This is a genomic window from Streptomyces sp. NPDC003635 (assembly GCF_053587635.1).
Window position 1 is genome coordinate 92,170 of sequence record NZ_JBSFOK010000009.1, and the last position, 15,442, is coordinate 107,611.

Genomic DNA, 15,442 nt, shown 5'->3' on the forward strand with positions numbered 1-15,442 from the left:
GTCCGACCGACACAAGGATAGGTGTCCGTGCGGACGCGCAGGCTCACGGGCTCTTGCCGCCGGGCAACGCGCTGCCATACTTACGACGCCGTAGGTTACGGAACCGTAGGAACCGTTGTGGCGGAACCGGGGCACGGTTCCCCAAGCCACCCGGCACTCGTCTCACCACCCACGACCCCACAGGGGACGCCCATGACCACGAGCTCCGATGTGATCGAAGACGCCCCGCAGGCGAACGACGACACCACGACCCCCTCCGCCACGCTCGGCGGCGAGAAGAAGGGGACGCTCGAACAGTTCGCGCTCCTGCTCTTCATCGTCGTCCCGTTCGTGGCGCTCGCCGCCGCGGTGCCGCTGGCCTGGGGCTGGGGTGTGAGCTGGCTCGACCTAGGCCTGCTGGTCCTCTTCTACTTCTTCGCCTGCCACGGCGTCACGATCGGCTACCACCGTTACTTCACCCACGGCTCCTTCAAGGCGAAGCGCCCGCTGCGGATCGCGCTCGCGGTCGCGGGCTCCATGGCGGTCGAGGGCCCGCTGGTCCGCTGGGTCGCCGACCACCGCAAGCACCACAAGTTCTCGGACGCGGAGGGCGACCCGCACTCCCCGTGGCGCTACGGGGAGAGCGTTCCGGCGCTGATGAAGGGCCTGTGGTGGGCGCACATCGGCTGGATGTTCGACGAGGAGCGCACCCCGCAGGACAAGTACGCGCCGGACCTGATCAAGGACAACGCGATCCGGACGATCTCCCGTCAGTTCATCTACTGGACGATGCTGTCGCTGGCGCTGCCCGCGCTGATCGGCGGTCTGGTGACGATGTCCTGGTGGGGGGCCTTCACGGGCTTCTTCTGGGGCTCCCTGGTCCGGGTGGCCCTGCTGCACCACGTCACCTGGTCGATCAACTCCATCTGCCACGCGGTCGGCAAGCGCCCGTTCAAGTCGCGGGACATGTCCGGCAACGTGTGGTGGCTGGCGGTGCTGTCCTGCGGCGAGTCCTGGCACAACCTGCACCACGCCGACCCGACCTCGGCGCGGCACGGTGTGGAGCGCGGTCAGATCGACTCCTCGGCGCGGATCATTCGCTGGTGCGAGCAGCTCGGCTGGGCGTACGACGTGCGCTGGCCGTCACGCTCGCGTATCGATTCCCGCCGGAACACCGGGGAAGACGGCTCCCGGCGGGGGGCGAAGGCCGCGAAGGCGGCATGATTGACGCCGTGGCGACCGACTCCAGCAGTACCCCGAGCAACGAGAAGCCGCGGCGCGCGCGTCGCACCCGGATGACCGGTGCGGAGCGCCGCCAGCAACTGCTGGAGATCGGTCGCACCCTCTTCGCCGCGAAGGGCTTCGAGGGCACCTCGGTGGAGGAGATCGCCGCGAAGGCGGGCGTGTCGAAGCCGGTGGTGTACGAGCACTTCGGTGGCAAGGAGGGCCTGTACGCGGTGGTGGTGGACCGCGAGATGCGGCGCCTGCTGGACATGGTGACGAGTTCCCTGACGGCGGGCCATCCTCGCGAGCTGTGCGAGCAGGCCGCCTTCGCCCTCCTGGACTACATCGAGGAGAACACGGACGGCTTCCGGATCCTGGTCCGCGACTCCCCCATCCCCCAGTCCACGGGCTCCTTCGCCTCGCTGATCTCGGACATCGCCACCCAGGTGGAGGACATCCTGGGCCGGGAGTTCAAGAGCCGGGGCTTCGACCCCAAGCTGGCCCCCCTCTACGCCCAGGCCCTGGTCGGCATGGTCGCCCTGACCGGTCAGTGGTGGCTGGACGTCCGCAAGCCGAAGAAGGCCGAGGTCGCCGCCCACCTGGTGAACCTGGCCTGGCACGGCCTGGACGGCCTGGAGGCCAAGCCGCACCTCATAGGGCGCCGCAAGAGCTAGGTTCGAGGAACTCGATGCGGTTGCCGACCGGGTCCTGCGCGTAGAACCGGCGGTGTCCCGGCAGCTCCGTGTCCCAGGTCACCGTCACTCCCCCGGCCTCCAGGCGGGCCGCGTAGGCCTCGATGCCCGTCACCCGCAGCCCGGGGTGGGCCTTCCTCGCGGGCCGGAAGTCCTTCTCGATCCCCAGATGCAGCCGCACGCCCCCGGCCTGGAACCAGCAGCCGCCGCGCGCGGCCAGACGCGGCGGCTTGGGCGTCTCGGTCATGCCGAGGACATCGACGTAGTACGTCCTCAGCCGGTCCTCGGAGCCGGGCGGCGCGGCGAGCTGGACGTGGTCGAGCGCGGTGATCATCAGGCCTCCAGGCGGGCCACGGCGAAGACGCGGCGGAAGGGGAACGGGGTGCCGTGCGGGCCGGGCGGGTAGGCCGCGCGCAGGGCCTCGCGGTACTCCTCCACGAATGCGTCCCTGGCCTTCGGGTCGTCCGCCAGTGCGGTCAGCACCGGCCGCAGTCCCGTGCCCTGCACCCAGTCCAGGACCGGGTCCTCGCCGGTCAGCAGATGGATGTACGTGGTCTCCCAGACGTCCGCCGCGCAGCCCAGGCCGGTCAGGCGCTCCAGATAGGCCTGCGGGGTGAGGATCGCGCCGTCGTGACGGAGGACCTCGGTGATGCCGTACGCCTGGGCGAGCTCGCGCATCAGGCGGTGGCTCGGGGAGTCGAAGTTGCCGGGTACCTGGAAGGCGAGGGTGCCGCCGGGGGCGAGGCCCTCGATCCAGGTCGCGAAGCGGTCCGCGTGGCCCGGGACCCACTGCAGCGTGGCGTTGCTGACGATCAGGTCGTACGGCTCCGCGGGCGCCCAGGTGCGGACGTCGGCGTGGGCGAAGTCGAGGTGGGCACCGGCGTGCGCCGAGGCGCGGGCGAGCATCTCGGGGGAGTTGTCGTAGCCCGTGACGCGTGCCGTGGGCCAGCGGTCGGCGAGGAGCGCGGTGGCGTTGCCGGGGCCGCAACCCAGGTCGGCGATGCGGGGCCGGTCACTGGGGAGTTCGGGGATCCGGGCCAGGAGGTCGGTGAAGGGGCGGGCGCGGTGGCCGGCGTGACGCAGGTACTGGGCCGGGTCCCAGGTGGGAGTCGTCATGACTGCCACCTTCCCGCAGATTTACCTTCATATCAAGATGCTCGACATCAAGAGACTTCACATCGACACAACCACTACACTGATCGTCATGGAGGACGAGGTCGATCGGCTGGTCGCGGCGTGGCGTCGGGAGCGCCCGGACCTCGACGTGGAACCACTGGAAGTGCTCAGCCGCGTCAGCAGGCTGGCCCGGCACCTGGACCGCGCGCGCCGGCTCGCCTTCGCCGAGCACAGTCTGGAGCCCTGGGAGTTCGACGTGCTCACCGCGCTCCGGCGCGCGGGCACGCCGTATCAGCTCTCCCCCGGGCAGTTGCTGACGCAGACCCTGGTCACCTCCGGCACGATGACCAACCGCATCGACCGGCTGGCCAAGAAGGGCCTGGTGGAGCGGCTCCCCGACCCCAGCGACCGGCGGGGCGTGCTCGTCCGCCTCACCGACGAGGGCCGCGACCGGGCGGACCAGGCCCTGGCCGGCCTGCTGGACCAGGAACGCGCCATCCTCGCGGAGCTCTCCCGAGCGCAACGCGGTGAACTGGCGGGCCTGCTACGCCAGTTGACGGCGCCGTTCGACAACATCCCCGGCTGAGGCCTCTGCCGGCCACGTTGTGTGCGGCGCCGTCATGGCTGGTCGCGCCCCTGCGCCCCTTTCGGGGCGCGACTGAACCGCCCGCCGGACAGTTACGCCAGCTGGCCGCCCCGTGCGACCACATCCCCGGCCAGGTCGACCGGCCCCACGCCCGCCCGGCGCGCGAGCGCCACCGCGGCCAGGGTGGAGTGGACGCCCAGTTTGCCGAGGACGTTCTGCATGTGGGTGCGGACGGTGTGCGGGGAGAGAAAGAGGCGCTCGGCCACCGCCTTGCGGCCCAGGCCCGCCACCATGCAGCGCAGGACCTCCCGCTCGCGCGGGGTCAGCGACTCCACGAGCCGCTCGCTCTCGGTGCGGTGCTTGCGCGCCGCCGTCAACTCGCGCAGGACGCCGGTGAGCAGGGCCGGCGGCAGATGCGTCTCCTCGCGCAGCACCCCGCGGATGACGGTGAGCAGCCGGGACAGCGAGCAGTCCTTGGCCACCCAGCCCGACGCGCCGGCCTGCAGCGCCAGCGCCGCCCGCCGCGGGTCGTCCTTCTCGGCGAGCACCACGATCCGCACGCCGGGCTGCGCCGAACGCACTCCGGTGACCAGGGAGATGCCGTCGACCAGACCGTCCTCCCCCACTTCCTGCACCGGCACGGCCGGCCGTATGCCCGGCACCCCGCCCCCCAGGTCGGCGTCGACGAGCAGCACGTCGTACCGGCGTCCCTCGGCGGCGGCGCGCTCCAGGCTGCGCAGGGCGGCCGGGCCGCTGCCCGCGGCGGAGACGTCGACGTCGGGCTCGGCCGCCAGTGCGGCGGCGAGCGACTCGGCGAAGATGCGGTGGTCGTCGACGACCAGGACTCGGATGCGAACCACTGAAACCCCCACTGGTCCGGTGAACGACGACCTGCGCGGGTACGACGCCCAGGGGTGGCCGCCGCCGCACGGCCGCCGCCGTGCAGAAACTGGTACCCCCACCGCGGGCGTCGTACCCGCTCTGTCTCGCCCCCTGATCAGCACCGGCCCCCACCGGCACTGCTCATCAGAGTACGGGCGGGGGCCCGGAGCGGAAGGCAATTTGCAGAACTGGCCCATTGACGCGTTTATCGTGTGCCGCATGTTCCGAATGGAGACAGAAGTCGACAAAGAGCGGCGCGATCTTCTTCGTGCCCGGCTGCGGGACACGAACACCGCGGCCTCCCCCGTACTCAGCGCGCTGCGCGGAACCCCGGGTGAACGCGAACTCCCCCTGCACGTCTGGATGCTGGACGGCGCGGGCGCCCTGGCGGGCGGGCTCGTCGGGTACACCTGGGCGACCTGGCTCCAGGTGACGTACCTCTGGGTCGACGAGCGTCACCGCGGCGCCGGGCTCGGTTCGCGGCTGCTGGGCGAGGCGGAGCGGGTGGCGCGCGAGGAACGGGGGTGTGCCGCCGTACGCCTGGAGACGTGGGACTTCCAGGCGCCGGACTTCTACCGGCGGCAGGGGTACGACGTGGTGTGCGTGATCCCCGACTATCCGCCGGGGATCACGGAGTTCACGCTCGTCAAGCGGTTCAGCTGAGGCGGCGGGCGCCCGGCGCCGGGACCGCCTCGAAGACGCGCGGCGCGGTGAACCCGGCCGCGGCGAAGGCCTCCTGGACGGCCTTGGTGACGGTGTCCACGTCGGACGCCTCCGCGAGCACGATCGCCGAGCCGCCGAAGCCTCCGCCGGTCATCCGGGCGCCCAGGGCGCCGGCCGCGAGGGCGGTGTCGACGACCAGGTCCAGTTCGGGGCAGGAGACGCGGAAGTCGTCGCGCAGGGAGGTGTGCCCCTCCACCAGGACCGGGCCGATCGCCCGCGTCTCGCCCGACTCCAGCAGGGCCACGACCCGCTCGACGCGCTGGCCCTCGGTGACGACGTGGCGCACCAGACGGCGCACCTCCTCCTCGTCCCCGAGCCGTTCGAGGGCGGCGTCCAGGTCGTCGTAGGCGATATCGCGCAGCGCGTCCACGCCCAGCAGGGCGGCGCCCTTCTCGCAGCCCGCGCGGCGCTTGCCGTACTCGCCCTCGCTGTGCGAGTGCTTGACCTGTGTGTCGACGACGAGCAGGCGCATGCCCTCGGCGGCGAGGTCGAAGGGGATCTGCTTCTGGGACAGGTCCCGGGTGTCGAGGAAGAGCGCGTGGCCCTCCTCGCAGCAGGCGGAGGCGGTCTGGTCCATGATGCCGACGGGCGCGCCGACGTAGACGTTCTCCGCGCGCTGGCACAGCCGGGCCAGCTGCCAGCGCTTGAGACCCAGGTCGAACAGGTCGTTCAGGGCGAGAGCGACGACGACCTCCAGCGCGGCCGAGGAGGACAGACCCGCGCCCGCCGGGACCGTCGAGGCCAGGTGGATGTCGGCGCCGGTCACCGGGTGCCCGGCCTCGCGCAGCGCCCACACCACGCCCGCCGGGTACGCCGTCCAGCCCTTGGCCGTCTCGGGGGCCAGCTCGTCCAGGCGCAGTTCGGCGACCCCGCCCCCGACGTCGGCCGAGTGCAGCCGCAGCACGCCGTCGGCGCGCCGCGCCACCGCGGCGACCGCGGTGTGCGGCAGCGCGAAGGGCATGACGAAGCCGTCGTTGTAGTCGGTGTGCTCACCGATGAGGTTGACCCGGCCGGGAGCCGCCCACACCCCGTCCGGCTCCACCCCGTACAGCTCCTCGAACCGCTCGGCGACAGCCTCGCTCATCCCCTGACCCTGACCTTTCTGCGTGCTACTTGTCGCGCCGCTGCGCGAACTCCCAGGCGTCCGCGACGATCCCCGCGAGGTCGGCGCGCGACGGGTTCCAGCCCAGCTTCTCGCGGGCCGCGTCGGCGGAGGCCACCAGGACCGCCGGATCGCCGCCCCGGCGCGGGGCCACGACCTCGGGGATCGGATGCCCCGTCACCTCGCGGACCGTCTCGACGACCTCGCGCACCGAGAAGCCGTTGCCGTTGCCGAGGTTGCAGATCAGGTGCTCGCCCGGCGTGGCCGCCCGGACCGCGAGCAGGTGGGCCTCGGCCAGGTCCGCGACGTGGATGTAGTCGCGGACGCAGGTGCCGTCCGGCGTCGGGTAGTCGTCACCGAACACCGAGATGGCGTCCCGGCGGCCCTGCGCGACCTGGAGGACCAGCGGGATGAGGTGCGACTCGGGGTCGTGGCGCTCACCGAACTCGCCGTAGGCGCCGGCCACGTTGAAGTAGCGCAGCGACACCGCGCCCAGGCCGTGGGCCTTCGCCTCGCCGGTGATCATGTGGTCGACGGCGAGCTTGGAGGCGCCGTAGGGGTTGGTGGGCCGGGTCGGCGCGCTCTCCTTGATCGGGACCTGCTCGGGCTCGCCGTAGGTGGCCGCCGTGGAGGAGAAGACCAGCCTGCGCACGCCCGCCTCGCGCATGGCGGCGAGCAGCGCCATCGTGCCGCCGACGTTGTTGTCCCAGTACTTCTCGGGGTTGACCACCGACTCGCCGACCTGGGAGGAGGCGGCGAAGTGCAGCACGGCCTCGTAGGAGGAGTCCAGCCACTTCGCCGCGTCGCGGATGTCGCCCTCGACGAGGACCGCGCCCGTGGGGACGCCCTCGCGGAAGCCGGTGGAGAGGTTGTCGAGCACGGTGACCTCGTGCCCCGCCTCCAGCAGATGCTGGGCGACCACACTGCCGACGTAACCCGCCCCGCCTGTCACCAGGTACTTCATGAACTCGCTACCTCTCGCAGTCGCTCGGCCGCGCGCTCCGGCGGCACGTCGTTGATGAACACGCTCATGCCGGACTCGGAACCCGCGAGAAACTTCAGCTTGCCGGAGGTGCGGCGAATGGTGAAAAGCTCGAGGTGGAGCGCGAAGTCGTCCCGGACCACGCCGTCGAACTCCTCCAGCGCCCCGAACGGCGCCTGGTGCCAGGCGGCGATGTAGGGCGTGGGCGGTTCCCCTTCACCGAAGATCCGGTCGAAGCGCTTCAAGAGTTCCAGATAAACCTGGGGGAATTCTGAGCGCGCGTCCTCGTCGAGGGCGAGCAGATCCGGCACCCGGCGGCGCGGGTACAGGTGGACCTCGTACGGCCAGTGCGCGGCGTGGGGAACGAACGCGACCCAGTGTTCACTCGCGAGGACGACCCGCTCATCGGCGAGTTCACGCTCCAGGACGGCGTCGAAGAGGTTCCCGCCGCCGGTGGCCTCCTTGTGTTGCGCGAGTTGCCGCAGCATCAGCGCGGTGCGCGGGGTGGTGAAGGGGTAGGCGTAGATCTGCCCGTGCGGATGTCCGAGGGTCACACCGATCTCGGCGCCGCGGTTCTCGAAGCAGAACACCTGCTCCACGGAGGGCAGATGGGAGAGCTCGGAGGTGCGGTCGGTCCAGGCGTCCAGCACCAGCCGGGCCTGTTCCTCGGTCAGATCGGCGAAGGAGGCGTCGTGGTCGGAGGTGAAGCAGACCACCTCGCAGCGCCCGGAGCCACCGGCCAGCGAGGGGAAACGGTTCTCGAAGACCACGACGTCGTAGGAGGAGTCCGGGACCTCGCTCAGCCGCTCGCCCCGCGAGGGGCACAGCGGGCACTCGTCGGCCGGGGGGTGGTAGGTGCGCCCCTGCCGGTGCGAGGCGATGGCGACCGAGTCGCCGAGCAGTGGATCCCGACGGACCTCGGAGGTGGTGACGGTGGGCTCCAGCGGCCGCCGGTCGACCGCGTCCCGCACGCCGTCGTCGCGCAGGTCGAAGTAGATCAGCTCGCGACCGTCGGCGAGCCGGGTCGAGGTCTTCTTCACGCCAGGCTCCTTCACTCAAACATAACCAAACACAAGTAACCATAACTCGACAGAGCAAGTCAACACCGGAATCCAACAAAGCCCATCACCAGAAGGGTTCAATGACGGAATGCAAACCCCCACGAACGGCGCATTCCTGGCCGCCGAGCTACGGCTCCCCACCAACTGGCTCGACTACACGATCCTGGGCATCTACTTCGTCGTCGTCCTGGGCATCGGCTTCGCCGCGCGCCGCTCGGTGAAGACGAGCCTGGACTTCTTCCTCTCGGGGCGGTCGCTGCCGGCCTGGATCACCGGCCTCGCGTTCATCTCCGCCAACCTGGCCGCCACCGAGATCCTCGGCATGGCCGCCAACAGCGCGCAGTACGGCGTCTACACCGTGCACTGGTACTGGATCGGCGCCATCCCGGCGATGGTCTTCCTGGGCCTGGTGATGATGCCCTTCTACTACTCGTCGAAGGTGCGCTCGGTCCCCGAGATGCTGCTGCTGCGCTTCGACAAGGGGGCGCACCTGCTGAGTTCGGCGCTGTTCGCCTTCGCGGCCATCCTGATCTCCGGGGTGAACCTGTACGCCCTCGCGATCGTCGTCGAGGCGCTGCTGGGCTGGCCGCAGTGGGTGGCGATCGTGGTGGCGGGCGCCTTCGTGCTGGCGTACATCACCCTCGGCGGCCTGTCCTCCGCGATCTACAACGAGGTCCTGCAGTTCTTCGTGATCCTCGCCGCCCTCATCCCGATCGTGGTGCTCGGCCTGAAGAAGGTCGGCGGCTGGGACGGCCTCACAGACTCGCTCACGAAGACACAGGGTGCCGACTTCACCACCGCCTGGGGCGGTACGGGCATCGGCAGCGACAACCCGCTCGGCGCCAACTGGCTGACCATCGTGCTGGGCCTGGGCTTCGTGCTGTCCTTCGGGTACTGGACGACGAACTTCGCGGAGGTCCAGCGCGCCCTGTCGGCGAAGAACCTCAGCGCCGCCCAGCGCACCCCGCTGATCGCCGCGTACCCGAAGATCTTCATCGTCTTCCTGGTGATGATCCCGGGCCTGACGGCCGCGGCGCTGATTCCCGGCTTCGGCACCGAGGAGTCGGGCTACCAGTACAACGACGCCATCCCGTACCTGATGGAGCAACTGCTGCCCAACGGCGTCCTCGGCATCGCGGTCACCGGTCTGCTCGCGGCCTTCATGGCCGGCATGGCGGCCAACGTCTCGTCCTTCAACACCGTGTTCACCAACGACATCTGGGGGCGGTACGTCGTCAAGGGCCGCGAGGACGAGTACTACGTGCGGTTCGGCCGCCTGATCACCGTGATCGGCGTCTGCGCCTCGGTGGGCACGGCGTTCCTGGCGTCGAGCTTCTCGAACATCATGAGCTACCTCCAGACGCTGTTCTCCTTCTTCAACGTGCCGATGTTCGTCGTCTTCATCATCGGCATGTTCTGGAAGCGGGCCTCGGCGGTGTCCGGCTTCTGGGGCCTGCTCGCGGGCACGGTGGCGGCGATGCTCAACTACTTCTGGATCTACAAGCAGGGCATCATCGACATCCCCACCGACCAGGGCGCCAACTTCGTCTCCGCGATCGTGGGCTTCGTGGCCGGCGCGGTCGTCATGTTCGCCGTGTCGATGTTCACCGCGCCGAAGCCGGCCGCGGAGCTCCAGGGCCTGGTCTACGGCACCCGCTCCCCCGGCATGTCCGAGGCACCGGCCCCCGGCGACGAGGCCTGGTACCGCAAACCCGCCCTGCTGGGCTGGGGCGCGATCATCCTGGCCGCCGCCTGCTACATCCCGTTCTCGTTCTAGCCGCGGGAGGATGGAGAGACCATGTCTGAACACCACGGATACTCCGACGAGGACGTCCAGCGGGAAGTCAGCGAACTACAGGCCAAGTCCGCCACCGCGGCCCGCATCTTCGACCTGCGGCGCATCATCGGCGCGTTGTTCGTCGTCTACGGCGTGATCGTCGCGATCGCCGGCATCTCCCCCTCCGAGGAGGACCTGGACAAGGCGGAGGGCGTCTACATCAACCTGTGGACGGGCATCGGCATGCTGCTGCTCGGCATCTTCTTCCTGGTCTGGCTGAAGCTGCGGCCGACGCCGCCGCCCACCCCGCCGGCCACGCAGGCCCTGGCGGAGGAGAAGCGCGGGGAGTGAACCAGGCCCCCGCACTGTGACCTGACTCACAGCCGTTCATGCGGTGCGGGGGCACCTCGTCTCTCTTGTGAGCGCCGCACCCCGCGGCCCTCGAGGAAGGGAGACACCATGAAGATCTTCGTCGCCGGGGCGTCCGGCGCCATCGGCACCCACCTCGTCAGCCGGCTCCTCGCGCACGGCCACGAGGTCGTCGGCACGACCCGCTCGGCCGCCAGGGCCGACGCCCTGCGCGCCCTCGGCGCCGAGCCCGCCGTCGTCGACGCGCTCGACCCCGAGTCGGTGGCCGACGCGGTCGCCAAGGCCGAACCCGAGGTGGTCGTCCACCAGCTCACCGCGCTGAGCGGACCGCTGAAGTTCAAGAACGTCAAGGCCATGGCCGCCGCCACCAACCGGCTGCGCACCGAGGGCACCGACCACCTCCTCGCCGCGGCCCGCGCGGTCGGCGTCCGCCGGTTCGTGGCGCAGAGCAACGCGCTGTGGATGGCACGCGGGGGCCCGATGGTCGTCGACGAGAGCTGCGGGCTCGAACCGAACCCGCCGAAGGACGTGGTGGACGGGGTGGCCGCGCTGCGGCACGTCGAGGACTCGGTCACCGGCATCACCTGGGCCGACGGCATCGTCCTGCGCTACGGCTGCTTCTACGGGCCCGGCACCGGCATCAGCTCCGCGCCGGACGCGGTGATGAGCGAGCAGATCCGGGGACGGAGGTTCCCGGTCATCGGCAACGGCAACGGCGTCTGGTCGATGATCCACATCGTCGATGCCGCCTCGGCCACGGTCGCGGCGATCGAGCGGGGCAGGCCCGGGATCTACCACGTCGGCGACGACGACCCGGCCCCCGTGCACGAGTGGCTGCCGTACCTGGCCCGCGCACTCGGCGCGAAGCCGCCCCGTCATGTCCCGGGCTGGCTGGTCGGGGCGCTGGCCGGAAAGGCGGCGGTGAATATGATGACGCGGGCCCCGGGGATCTCCAGCGAGAAGGCCAAGCGCGAGCTGGACTGGACCCCTCGGTATCCGAGCTGGCGCACCGGTTTCACCGAGGGAATGGACTAGCCCGCGATGTCTGTGTCGGACCTGTACGGCGAGCTGCGCCCGCGCGCCTTCGCGATCGCCTACCGGATGCTCGGCAGCGTCAGCGAGGCCGAGGACGTGGTGCAGGAGGCGTTCCTGCGGATGCACCAGACGCTGCAGCGCCACGAGCCGATCGCCTCGCCCCGGGCGTACCTCGCCACCCTCACCACCCGGCTCGCCATCGACCAGCTCCGCTCGGCGCGGGTACGACGGGAGAGCTACGTCGGTGAGTGGCTGCCCGAGCCCCTGGTCACCGGTCCGACCCCGGCCGACAAGGCCGAGACCGCCGACTCCCTGTCGCTGGCCTTCCTGCTCCTGCTGGAGAGTCTGTCACCGCACCAGCGGGCCGCGTTCCTGCTGCGCGAGGTCTTCGACTACCCGTATCCGCAGGTCGCCGAGATCCTCGACACCGATGTGGACAGCGCCCGGCACCTGGTCTCCCGGGCCCGCGGCCGGCTCCACGACCGGCGCCCGCGCTATCACGCCTCCAAGCGCCGACGGGACGAACTCGCCCAGCGCTTCTTCGCCGCCGCCGAGCGGGGCGACCTCGCGGCCCTGGAGGCACTGCTGACCGAGGACGTCACGCTGCACGGCGACGGCGGCGGCCGGGTGCCGGCCTGGGGCCGTGTGATCAGCGGCGCGGCACAGGTGGCCCGCACCTTCGCGCACGGCATGTCCACCACCGCCCGGCTCGGCGTGCGGCTCCGACGCGCCGAGGTCAACGGCCAGCCTGGCGCCATGGCCTACGACGCCGAGGGCCGCCTGGTCGGCGTCATGGCCCTCGACATCGTCGACGGCCGCGTCCGGGCGATCCACTCCGTCGTCAACCCCGACAAGCTCGGCCACGTGGACGAGGTCAGCGACCTCGGCCTCCGGCTGGCCGAGCGGGGCCGGCGGGGCGACGCCGGGGAGGGCGCGTGATCGGCGAGGACTGGGACGCGGAGGAGCGGCCGCCGGGCAAGGGGTGCTCGTGGCTGCTCCTCACGATCGTGGTGTTCCTCTTCCTGCTCGTCGCGGCCGGGTTCACGGCCTTCGGCCTGCTCTTCTACGCGGGCATGGCCGTCCTGGGCTGACCCGGTTCAGGACTCCGGCCCGCGCGGCTCCTGCGGAACCGGTCCCGCCCGGTCCAGCAGGCCGGTGCGCGCCGCCAGGGCCGCCGCCTCCAGGCGGGAGCCGACGCCCAGCTTCATCAGCACCCGCTGCACATGGGTCCGGGCCGTGGAGGGGGCGATGCCCATGCCGGCCGCGATCAGCCGGGTGTCCTCCCCGTCGGCGACCCGGACCAGGACCTCCACCTCCCGGGGCGTCAGCATGTGCAGCAACCGCTGGCCCTCGTCGTCCGGCTGGGCCGCCGGGTTGAGCAGTTCGCTGAAGGCCCCCTGGAGCAGTTGCGGGGCCACCGCCGCCTCGCCCGCCCGCGCCTTCATGATCGCGCGCTCCACCCCCTCGATGCGCTCGTCGTGCCGGACATAGCCGGACGCCCCCGCCGCGAACGCCGCCGCGATCCCCCGCGGGCTCGGCACGGGACCGAGCACCAGCACCGCCACCTGCGGACGCTCCCGCTTGATCTTCACCACCGGGTCGAACATCCCCGGCTCGGCCGGTGTCGCCGTCCCCAGCAGACACACCTCCGGCGCCCTCGTGATCACCAGCTCGGCCGCCCCCGCGGCCGGTGCCGCCGCGGCCAGCACCCGGTGCCCCCTCAGCTTCAGCGCCGAGGCCAACGCCTCGGCGAGCAATCGGTGGTCGTCGACCACCATGAGCCGCACTCCCATCGAGCAACCCCCCAGTCCCCCCAATGGATCCCCACAACATCACCGAGGCGCACCCCGTGGATGCCCCCGGAAGCTACACGCTTGTTCGACGTTGCGCTCCCCCTACAGGAGAGAACTGCCCCGGATCACCGAAAATCCTCTCATTCGAGGGTGATGAGCGGTAAGTGCACGGCCCCGCCCCTGAACAGGGACGGGGCCGTGGCCACAGGCGTTCGAACGGCTACTTCGCGCCGAAGGCGATCACGAGGTACTCCTCCTCGCCGAGGCTGCCGATCTCGCTTGCGTAGACGTCGGACATGAACAGCCGGCCCTGGCCGTACAGGATCTCCGCGTACTCCGGCAGCATGCTCCGCTCCACGTCCATGACGGACTCCGTGGCGGGGTTCTCCATCAGCTTCGTCTCCTTGAAGGAGCTCCCGTCGATGGACACGACCTGGCCGCCCTTGTCGTAGGGTCCGCGCTTGTACGCGATCAGGTTCGGGCCGTCCATGCGCAGCGGCACGAGCTGGTAGTCGTCGCCCGCGTCGGCCCGCTGGCCGGTCTGCTTGCCGGTGGCCAGGTCGATGGCGATGATCTCGTTGGTGTCGCTGTACTCGCCGGTGCCCTCGTGCTTCTCGGTGGGCAGGTAGATCCGGTCGTTGCCCACCGCGATCAGCCGGCACTCCTCGACCTTGGTGATGCCGTCGCAGGTCGCGCCGTACTGCTCGCCCGGGGCGGAGATCCGGGTGCGCAGCTTGCCGGTCTTGTTGTCGATGGAGAAGAAGTCGGAGACCCCGCTGCCGTCCCCGGCGGAGTCACCGACGTCGGCGGCCACGACCAGCGGCTCGGTGGAGATCACGCTGGCGTACTCGATGCCGCTGCCCATCTTGTACTCCGAGATCACCTTCCCGGACTTCGGGTCGATGGTCTGGATGTGCAGCTGGCGCTCGCCGTACTGACCGCACTTGCGCACCGCGACCAGCTTGGGGCCGCCGCCGTAGCCGGCGTCGTAGCAGGTGTCGGTCGGCTTCGGCGCCCACAGCTGCTTGCCGGAGGCGATGTCGAACGCGGCGCCGCCGCTGGTGCTGCCGACGGCCACGGTGTTCGCGCTGACGGTGACGTTGTCGAAGCTGATCGGCTGGGTGCCGCTGTCGACGGTCTTGGTCCACAGCTTCTTGCCCGTCGCGAGGTCGATCCCCGCGACCTGGCTGCAGCCGTAGGAGGGGTTGGCCTTCGTGGGCATCTTCGGCTGGTACGTGACCGCCGTCCTGCCGTCGGCGGTGGCGTGGTTGCTGCCCTGGCAGACCGGGCCGGGGAGCTTGATCGTCCACAGCTCGGTGCCCTTGTCGACGTCGTAGCCGACGATCTCGGCGACGCCGGTCTTGGCGTACACCTTGTCCGTGAGCCAGGAGCCGACCGTGGGGACGGTCGTGCCGTCCTTGACCTTGGGCGCCGGGACCTGGAAGAGGACCTCGGAGTTGGGGTCGGCGGGCGCCTTCTCCACGGCCTTGCCGGAGGTGGTGCCGCCGGTGCCGCCGCCGGTGCCCCCGGTGTCGCCGCCCTTGTCGCCGCCGGTGCCGCCGCTGGAGTTCGCGGTGTCGTCCTTGCCGCCGTCGTCACTGGAACCGGCGTACCAGATGCCGCCGCCGACGATCAGGGCGATGGCCACGACGGCCGCCACGATGATCGCCAGCTGGGCGTTGATCTTCCGGCCTCCGCCGGGCTGACCCGCCTGCGGCTGACCGGGGTACTGGGGCTGCTGCGGGTAGCCGTAGCCGGGCTGCTGGCCGTACGGCAGCGTGGGCGGCTGACCCGGGTAGCCGTAGCCCTGCGGCGGCTGGGGCGGCTGCGGCGCCTGGGGGTAGCCGTAGCCCGCGGGCTGCTGCGGGGGCGTCTGCGGGTAGCCGTAGCCCTGTGGGGGCTGCGGGGGCTGCTGCGGTGCCTGGGGGGCGCCGAAACCTCCCTGCTGGGCGGGCGGCTGGGGCGCGCCGAAGCCGGGCTGCTGGGGCGGCTGCTGGGGCTGGTCCTGCGGCTGGCCCGGAGGCGGGCCGAAACCTCCCCCGGGCGGGGGCTGGTTGGGCGGAGGCGGAGGGGTGGTCATGGAGTGAATACCTCGGAGGGGGGACGGCTCGGGACGAACGG

At 70.9% G+C, this 15,442-nt stretch carries 17 protein-coding genes; 9 read left to right on the top strand and 8 right to left on the bottom strand.

The features are described 5' to 3' along the window. Positions 1–192: 192 nt before the first annotated feature. Together ACWDRW_RS11595 and ACWDRW_RS11600 are read left to right on the top strand one after the other, a co-directional pair. Positions 193–1,203, top strand: a complete 1,011-nt coding sequence (locus ACWDRW_RS11595; protein ID WP_451722250.1) for an acyl-CoA desaturase — start codon at positions 193–195, stop codon at positions 1,201–1,203. Continuing rightward, positions 1,200–1,877 (top strand): TetR family transcriptional regulator, encoded by a 678-nt coding sequence (locus tag ACWDRW_RS11600; RefSeq protein WP_451722251.1) that lies wholly within the window; start codon positions 1,200–1,202, stop codon positions 1,875–1,877. Before ACWDRW_RS11595 ends, ACWDRW_RS11600 begins: the two co-directional genes overlap by 4 nt. Here ACWDRW_RS11600 and ACWDRW_RS11605 read toward each other — a convergent pair. Together ACWDRW_RS11605 and ACWDRW_RS11610 are read right to left on the bottom strand one after the other, a co-directional pair. Further along, positions 1,855–2,229, bottom strand: coding sequence for a VOC family protein (locus ACWDRW_RS11605; RefSeq protein ID WP_451722252.1), 375 nt, complete (start codon positions 2,227–2,229; stop codon positions 1,855–1,857). The genes ACWDRW_RS11600 and ACWDRW_RS11605 overlap by 23 nt on opposite strands. Next, on the bottom strand, positions 2,229–3,011 hold the full coding sequence (locus ACWDRW_RS11610) for a trans-aconitate 2-methyltransferase (protein WP_451722254.1): 783 nt from the start codon (positions 3,009–3,011) through the stop codon (positions 2,229–2,231). The genes ACWDRW_RS11605 and ACWDRW_RS11610 overlap by 1 nt, the downstream gene beginning before the upstream one ends. An 88-nt stretch (positions 3,012–3,099) precedes the next feature. On the opposite strand from ACWDRW_RS11610, the gene tamR reads away from it, so the two are divergent. Continuing rightward, positions 3,100–3,597, top strand: a complete 498-nt coding sequence (tamR, locus tag ACWDRW_RS11615; RefSeq protein WP_030941878.1) for a MarR family transcriptional regulator TamR — start codon at positions 3,100–3,102, stop codon at positions 3,595–3,597. A gap of 92 nt (positions 3,598–3,689) precedes the next feature. On the opposite strand, the gene ACWDRW_RS11620 is transcribed toward tamR, so the two are convergent. Next, a complete protein-coding gene (locus tag ACWDRW_RS11620) occupies positions 3,690–4,457 on the bottom strand; it encodes a LuxR C-terminal-related transcriptional regulator (protein ID WP_451722256.1) in 768 nt (255 codons plus the stop codon). Between the two features lie 241 nt (positions 4,458–4,698). Here ACWDRW_RS11620 and ACWDRW_RS11625 point away from each other — a divergent pair, with 241 nt between their 5' ends. Further along, on the top strand, positions 4,699–5,142 hold the full coding sequence (locus ACWDRW_RS11625) for a GNAT family N-acetyltransferase (protein WP_451722257.1): 444 nt from the start codon (positions 4,699–4,701) through the stop codon (positions 5,140–5,142). Here ACWDRW_RS11625 and galK read toward each other — a convergent pair. The 3 genes from galK to galT are packed head-to-tail and all read right to left on the bottom strand — an operon-like array spanning position 5,135 to position 8,326. Beyond that, positions 5,135–6,286, bottom strand: coding sequence for a galactokinase (galK, locus tag ACWDRW_RS11630; protein ID WP_451722258.1), 1,152 nt, complete (start codon positions 6,284–6,286; stop codon positions 5,135–5,137). The genes ACWDRW_RS11625 and galK overlap by 8 nt on opposite strands. A gap of 25 nt (positions 6,287–6,311) precedes the next feature. Further along, complete coding sequence (galE, locus tag ACWDRW_RS11635; protein WP_451722259.1) at positions 6,312–7,268, bottom strand: UDP-glucose 4-epimerase GalE; 957 nt, start codon at positions 7,266–7,268, stop codon at positions 6,312–6,314. Next, on the bottom strand, positions 7,265–8,326 hold the full coding sequence (galT, locus tag ACWDRW_RS11640; protein WP_451722260.1) for a galactose-1-phosphate uridylyltransferase: 1,062 nt from the start codon (positions 8,324–8,326) through the stop codon (positions 7,265–7,267). The genes galE and galT overlap by 4 nt, the downstream gene beginning before the upstream one ends. A gap of 109 nt (positions 8,327–8,435) precedes the next feature. On the opposite strand from galT, the gene ACWDRW_RS11645 reads away from it, so the two are divergent. From ACWDRW_RS11645 to ACWDRW_RS11665, 5 genes are all read left to right on the top strand, one after another. Next, positions 8,436–10,124, top strand: a complete 1,689-nt coding sequence (locus tag ACWDRW_RS11645) for a sodium:solute symporter family protein (RefSeq protein ID WP_451722262.1) — start codon at positions 8,436–8,438, stop codon at positions 10,122–10,124. A 21-nt stretch (positions 10,125–10,145) separates the two neighbouring features. After that, a complete protein-coding gene (locus ACWDRW_RS11650) occupies positions 10,146–10,475 on the top strand; it encodes a hypothetical protein (protein ID WP_451722264.1) in 330 nt (109 codons plus the stop codon). Positions 10,476–10,583: 108 nt separating this feature from the next. After that, positions 10,584–11,528: an NAD-dependent epimerase/dehydratase family protein gene (locus ACWDRW_RS11655; protein ID WP_451722265.1), complete on the top strand. Its 945-nt coding sequence runs from the start codon at positions 10,584–10,586 to the stop codon at positions 11,526–11,528. Between the two features lie 6 nt (positions 11,529–11,534). After that, a complete protein-coding gene (locus ACWDRW_RS11660; protein ID WP_451722266.1) occupies positions 11,535–12,467 on the top strand; it encodes an RNA polymerase sigma-70 factor in 933 nt (310 codons plus the stop codon). Next, a complete protein-coding gene (locus ACWDRW_RS11665) occupies positions 12,464–12,619 on the top strand; it encodes a hypothetical protein (protein WP_451722268.1) in 156 nt (51 codons plus the stop codon). Before ACWDRW_RS11660 ends, ACWDRW_RS11665 begins: the two co-directional genes overlap by 4 nt. A 6-nt stretch (positions 12,620–12,625) precedes the next feature. On the opposite strand, the gene ACWDRW_RS11670 is transcribed toward ACWDRW_RS11665, so the two are convergent. Further along, positions 12,626–13,321, bottom strand: coding sequence for a helix-turn-helix transcriptional regulator (locus tag ACWDRW_RS11670; protein ID WP_451722270.1), 696 nt, complete (start codon positions 13,319–13,321; stop codon positions 12,626–12,628). A gap of 220 nt (positions 13,322–13,541) precedes the next feature. Then, the gene (locus ACWDRW_RS11675; RefSeq protein ID WP_451722271.1) at positions 13,542–15,401 is read right to left on the bottom strand and encodes an outer membrane protein assembly factor BamB family protein; all 1,860 of its coding nucleotides are present in this window, start codon (positions 15,399–15,401) and stop codon (positions 13,542–13,544) included. Positions 15,402–15,442 lie beyond the last annotated feature (41 nt).

Excerpts from the sequence above, each read along its gene's own strand:
- ACWDRW_RS11675 (WP_451722271.1), bottom strand. The coding sequence starts at position 15,401 with ATGACCACCCCTCCGCCTCCGCCCAACCAGCCCCCGCCCGGGGGAGGT.
- ACWDRW_RS11610 (WP_451722254.1), bottom strand. The coding sequence starts at position 3,011 with ATGACGACTCCCACCTGGGACCCGGCCCAGTACCTGCGTCACGCCGGC.
- ACWDRW_RS11645 (WP_451722262.1), top strand. The coding sequence starts at position 8,436 with ATGCAAACCCCCACGAACGGCGCATTCCTGGCCGCCGAGCTACGGCTC.
- ACWDRW_RS11605 (WP_451722252.1), bottom strand. The coding sequence starts at position 2,229 with ATGATCACCGCGCTCGACCACGTCCAGCTCGCCGCGCCGCCCGGCTCC.
- galK (WP_451722258.1), bottom strand. The coding sequence starts at position 6,286 with ATGAGCGAGGCTGTCGCCGAGCGGTTCGAGGAGCTGTACGGGGTGGAG.
- galE (WP_451722259.1), bottom strand. The coding sequence starts at position 7,268 with ATGAAGTACCTGGTGACAGGCGGGGCGGGTTACGTCGGCAGTGTGGTC.
- ACWDRW_RS11670 (WP_451722270.1), bottom strand. The coding sequence starts at position 13,321 with ATGGGAGTGCGGCTCATGGTGGTCGACGACCACCGATTGCTCGCCGAG.
- ACWDRW_RS11660 (WP_451722266.1), top strand. The coding sequence starts at position 11,535 with ATGTCTGTGTCGGACCTGTACGGCGAGCTGCGCCCGCGCGCCTTCGCG.
- ACWDRW_RS11595 (WP_451722250.1), top strand. The coding sequence starts at position 193 with ATGACCACGAGCTCCGATGTGATCGAAGACGCCCCGCAGGCGAACGAC.
- ACWDRW_RS11655 (WP_451722265.1), top strand. The coding sequence starts at position 10,584 with ATGAAGATCTTCGTCGCCGGGGCGTCCGGCGCCATCGGCACCCACCTC.
- ACWDRW_RS11600 (WP_451722251.1), top strand. The coding sequence starts at position 1,200 with ATGATTGACGCCGTGGCGACCGACTCCAGCAGTACCCCGAGCAACGAG.
- ACWDRW_RS11625 (WP_451722257.1), top strand. The coding sequence starts at position 4,699 with ATGTTCCGAATGGAGACAGAAGTCGACAAAGAGCGGCGCGATCTTCTT.
- tamR (WP_030941878.1), top strand. The coding sequence starts at position 3,100 with ATGGAGGACGAGGTCGATCGGCTGGTCGCGGCGTGGCGTCGGGAGCGC.
- ACWDRW_RS11650 (WP_451722264.1), top strand. The coding sequence starts at position 10,146 with ATGTCTGAACACCACGGATACTCCGACGAGGACGTCCAGCGGGAAGTC.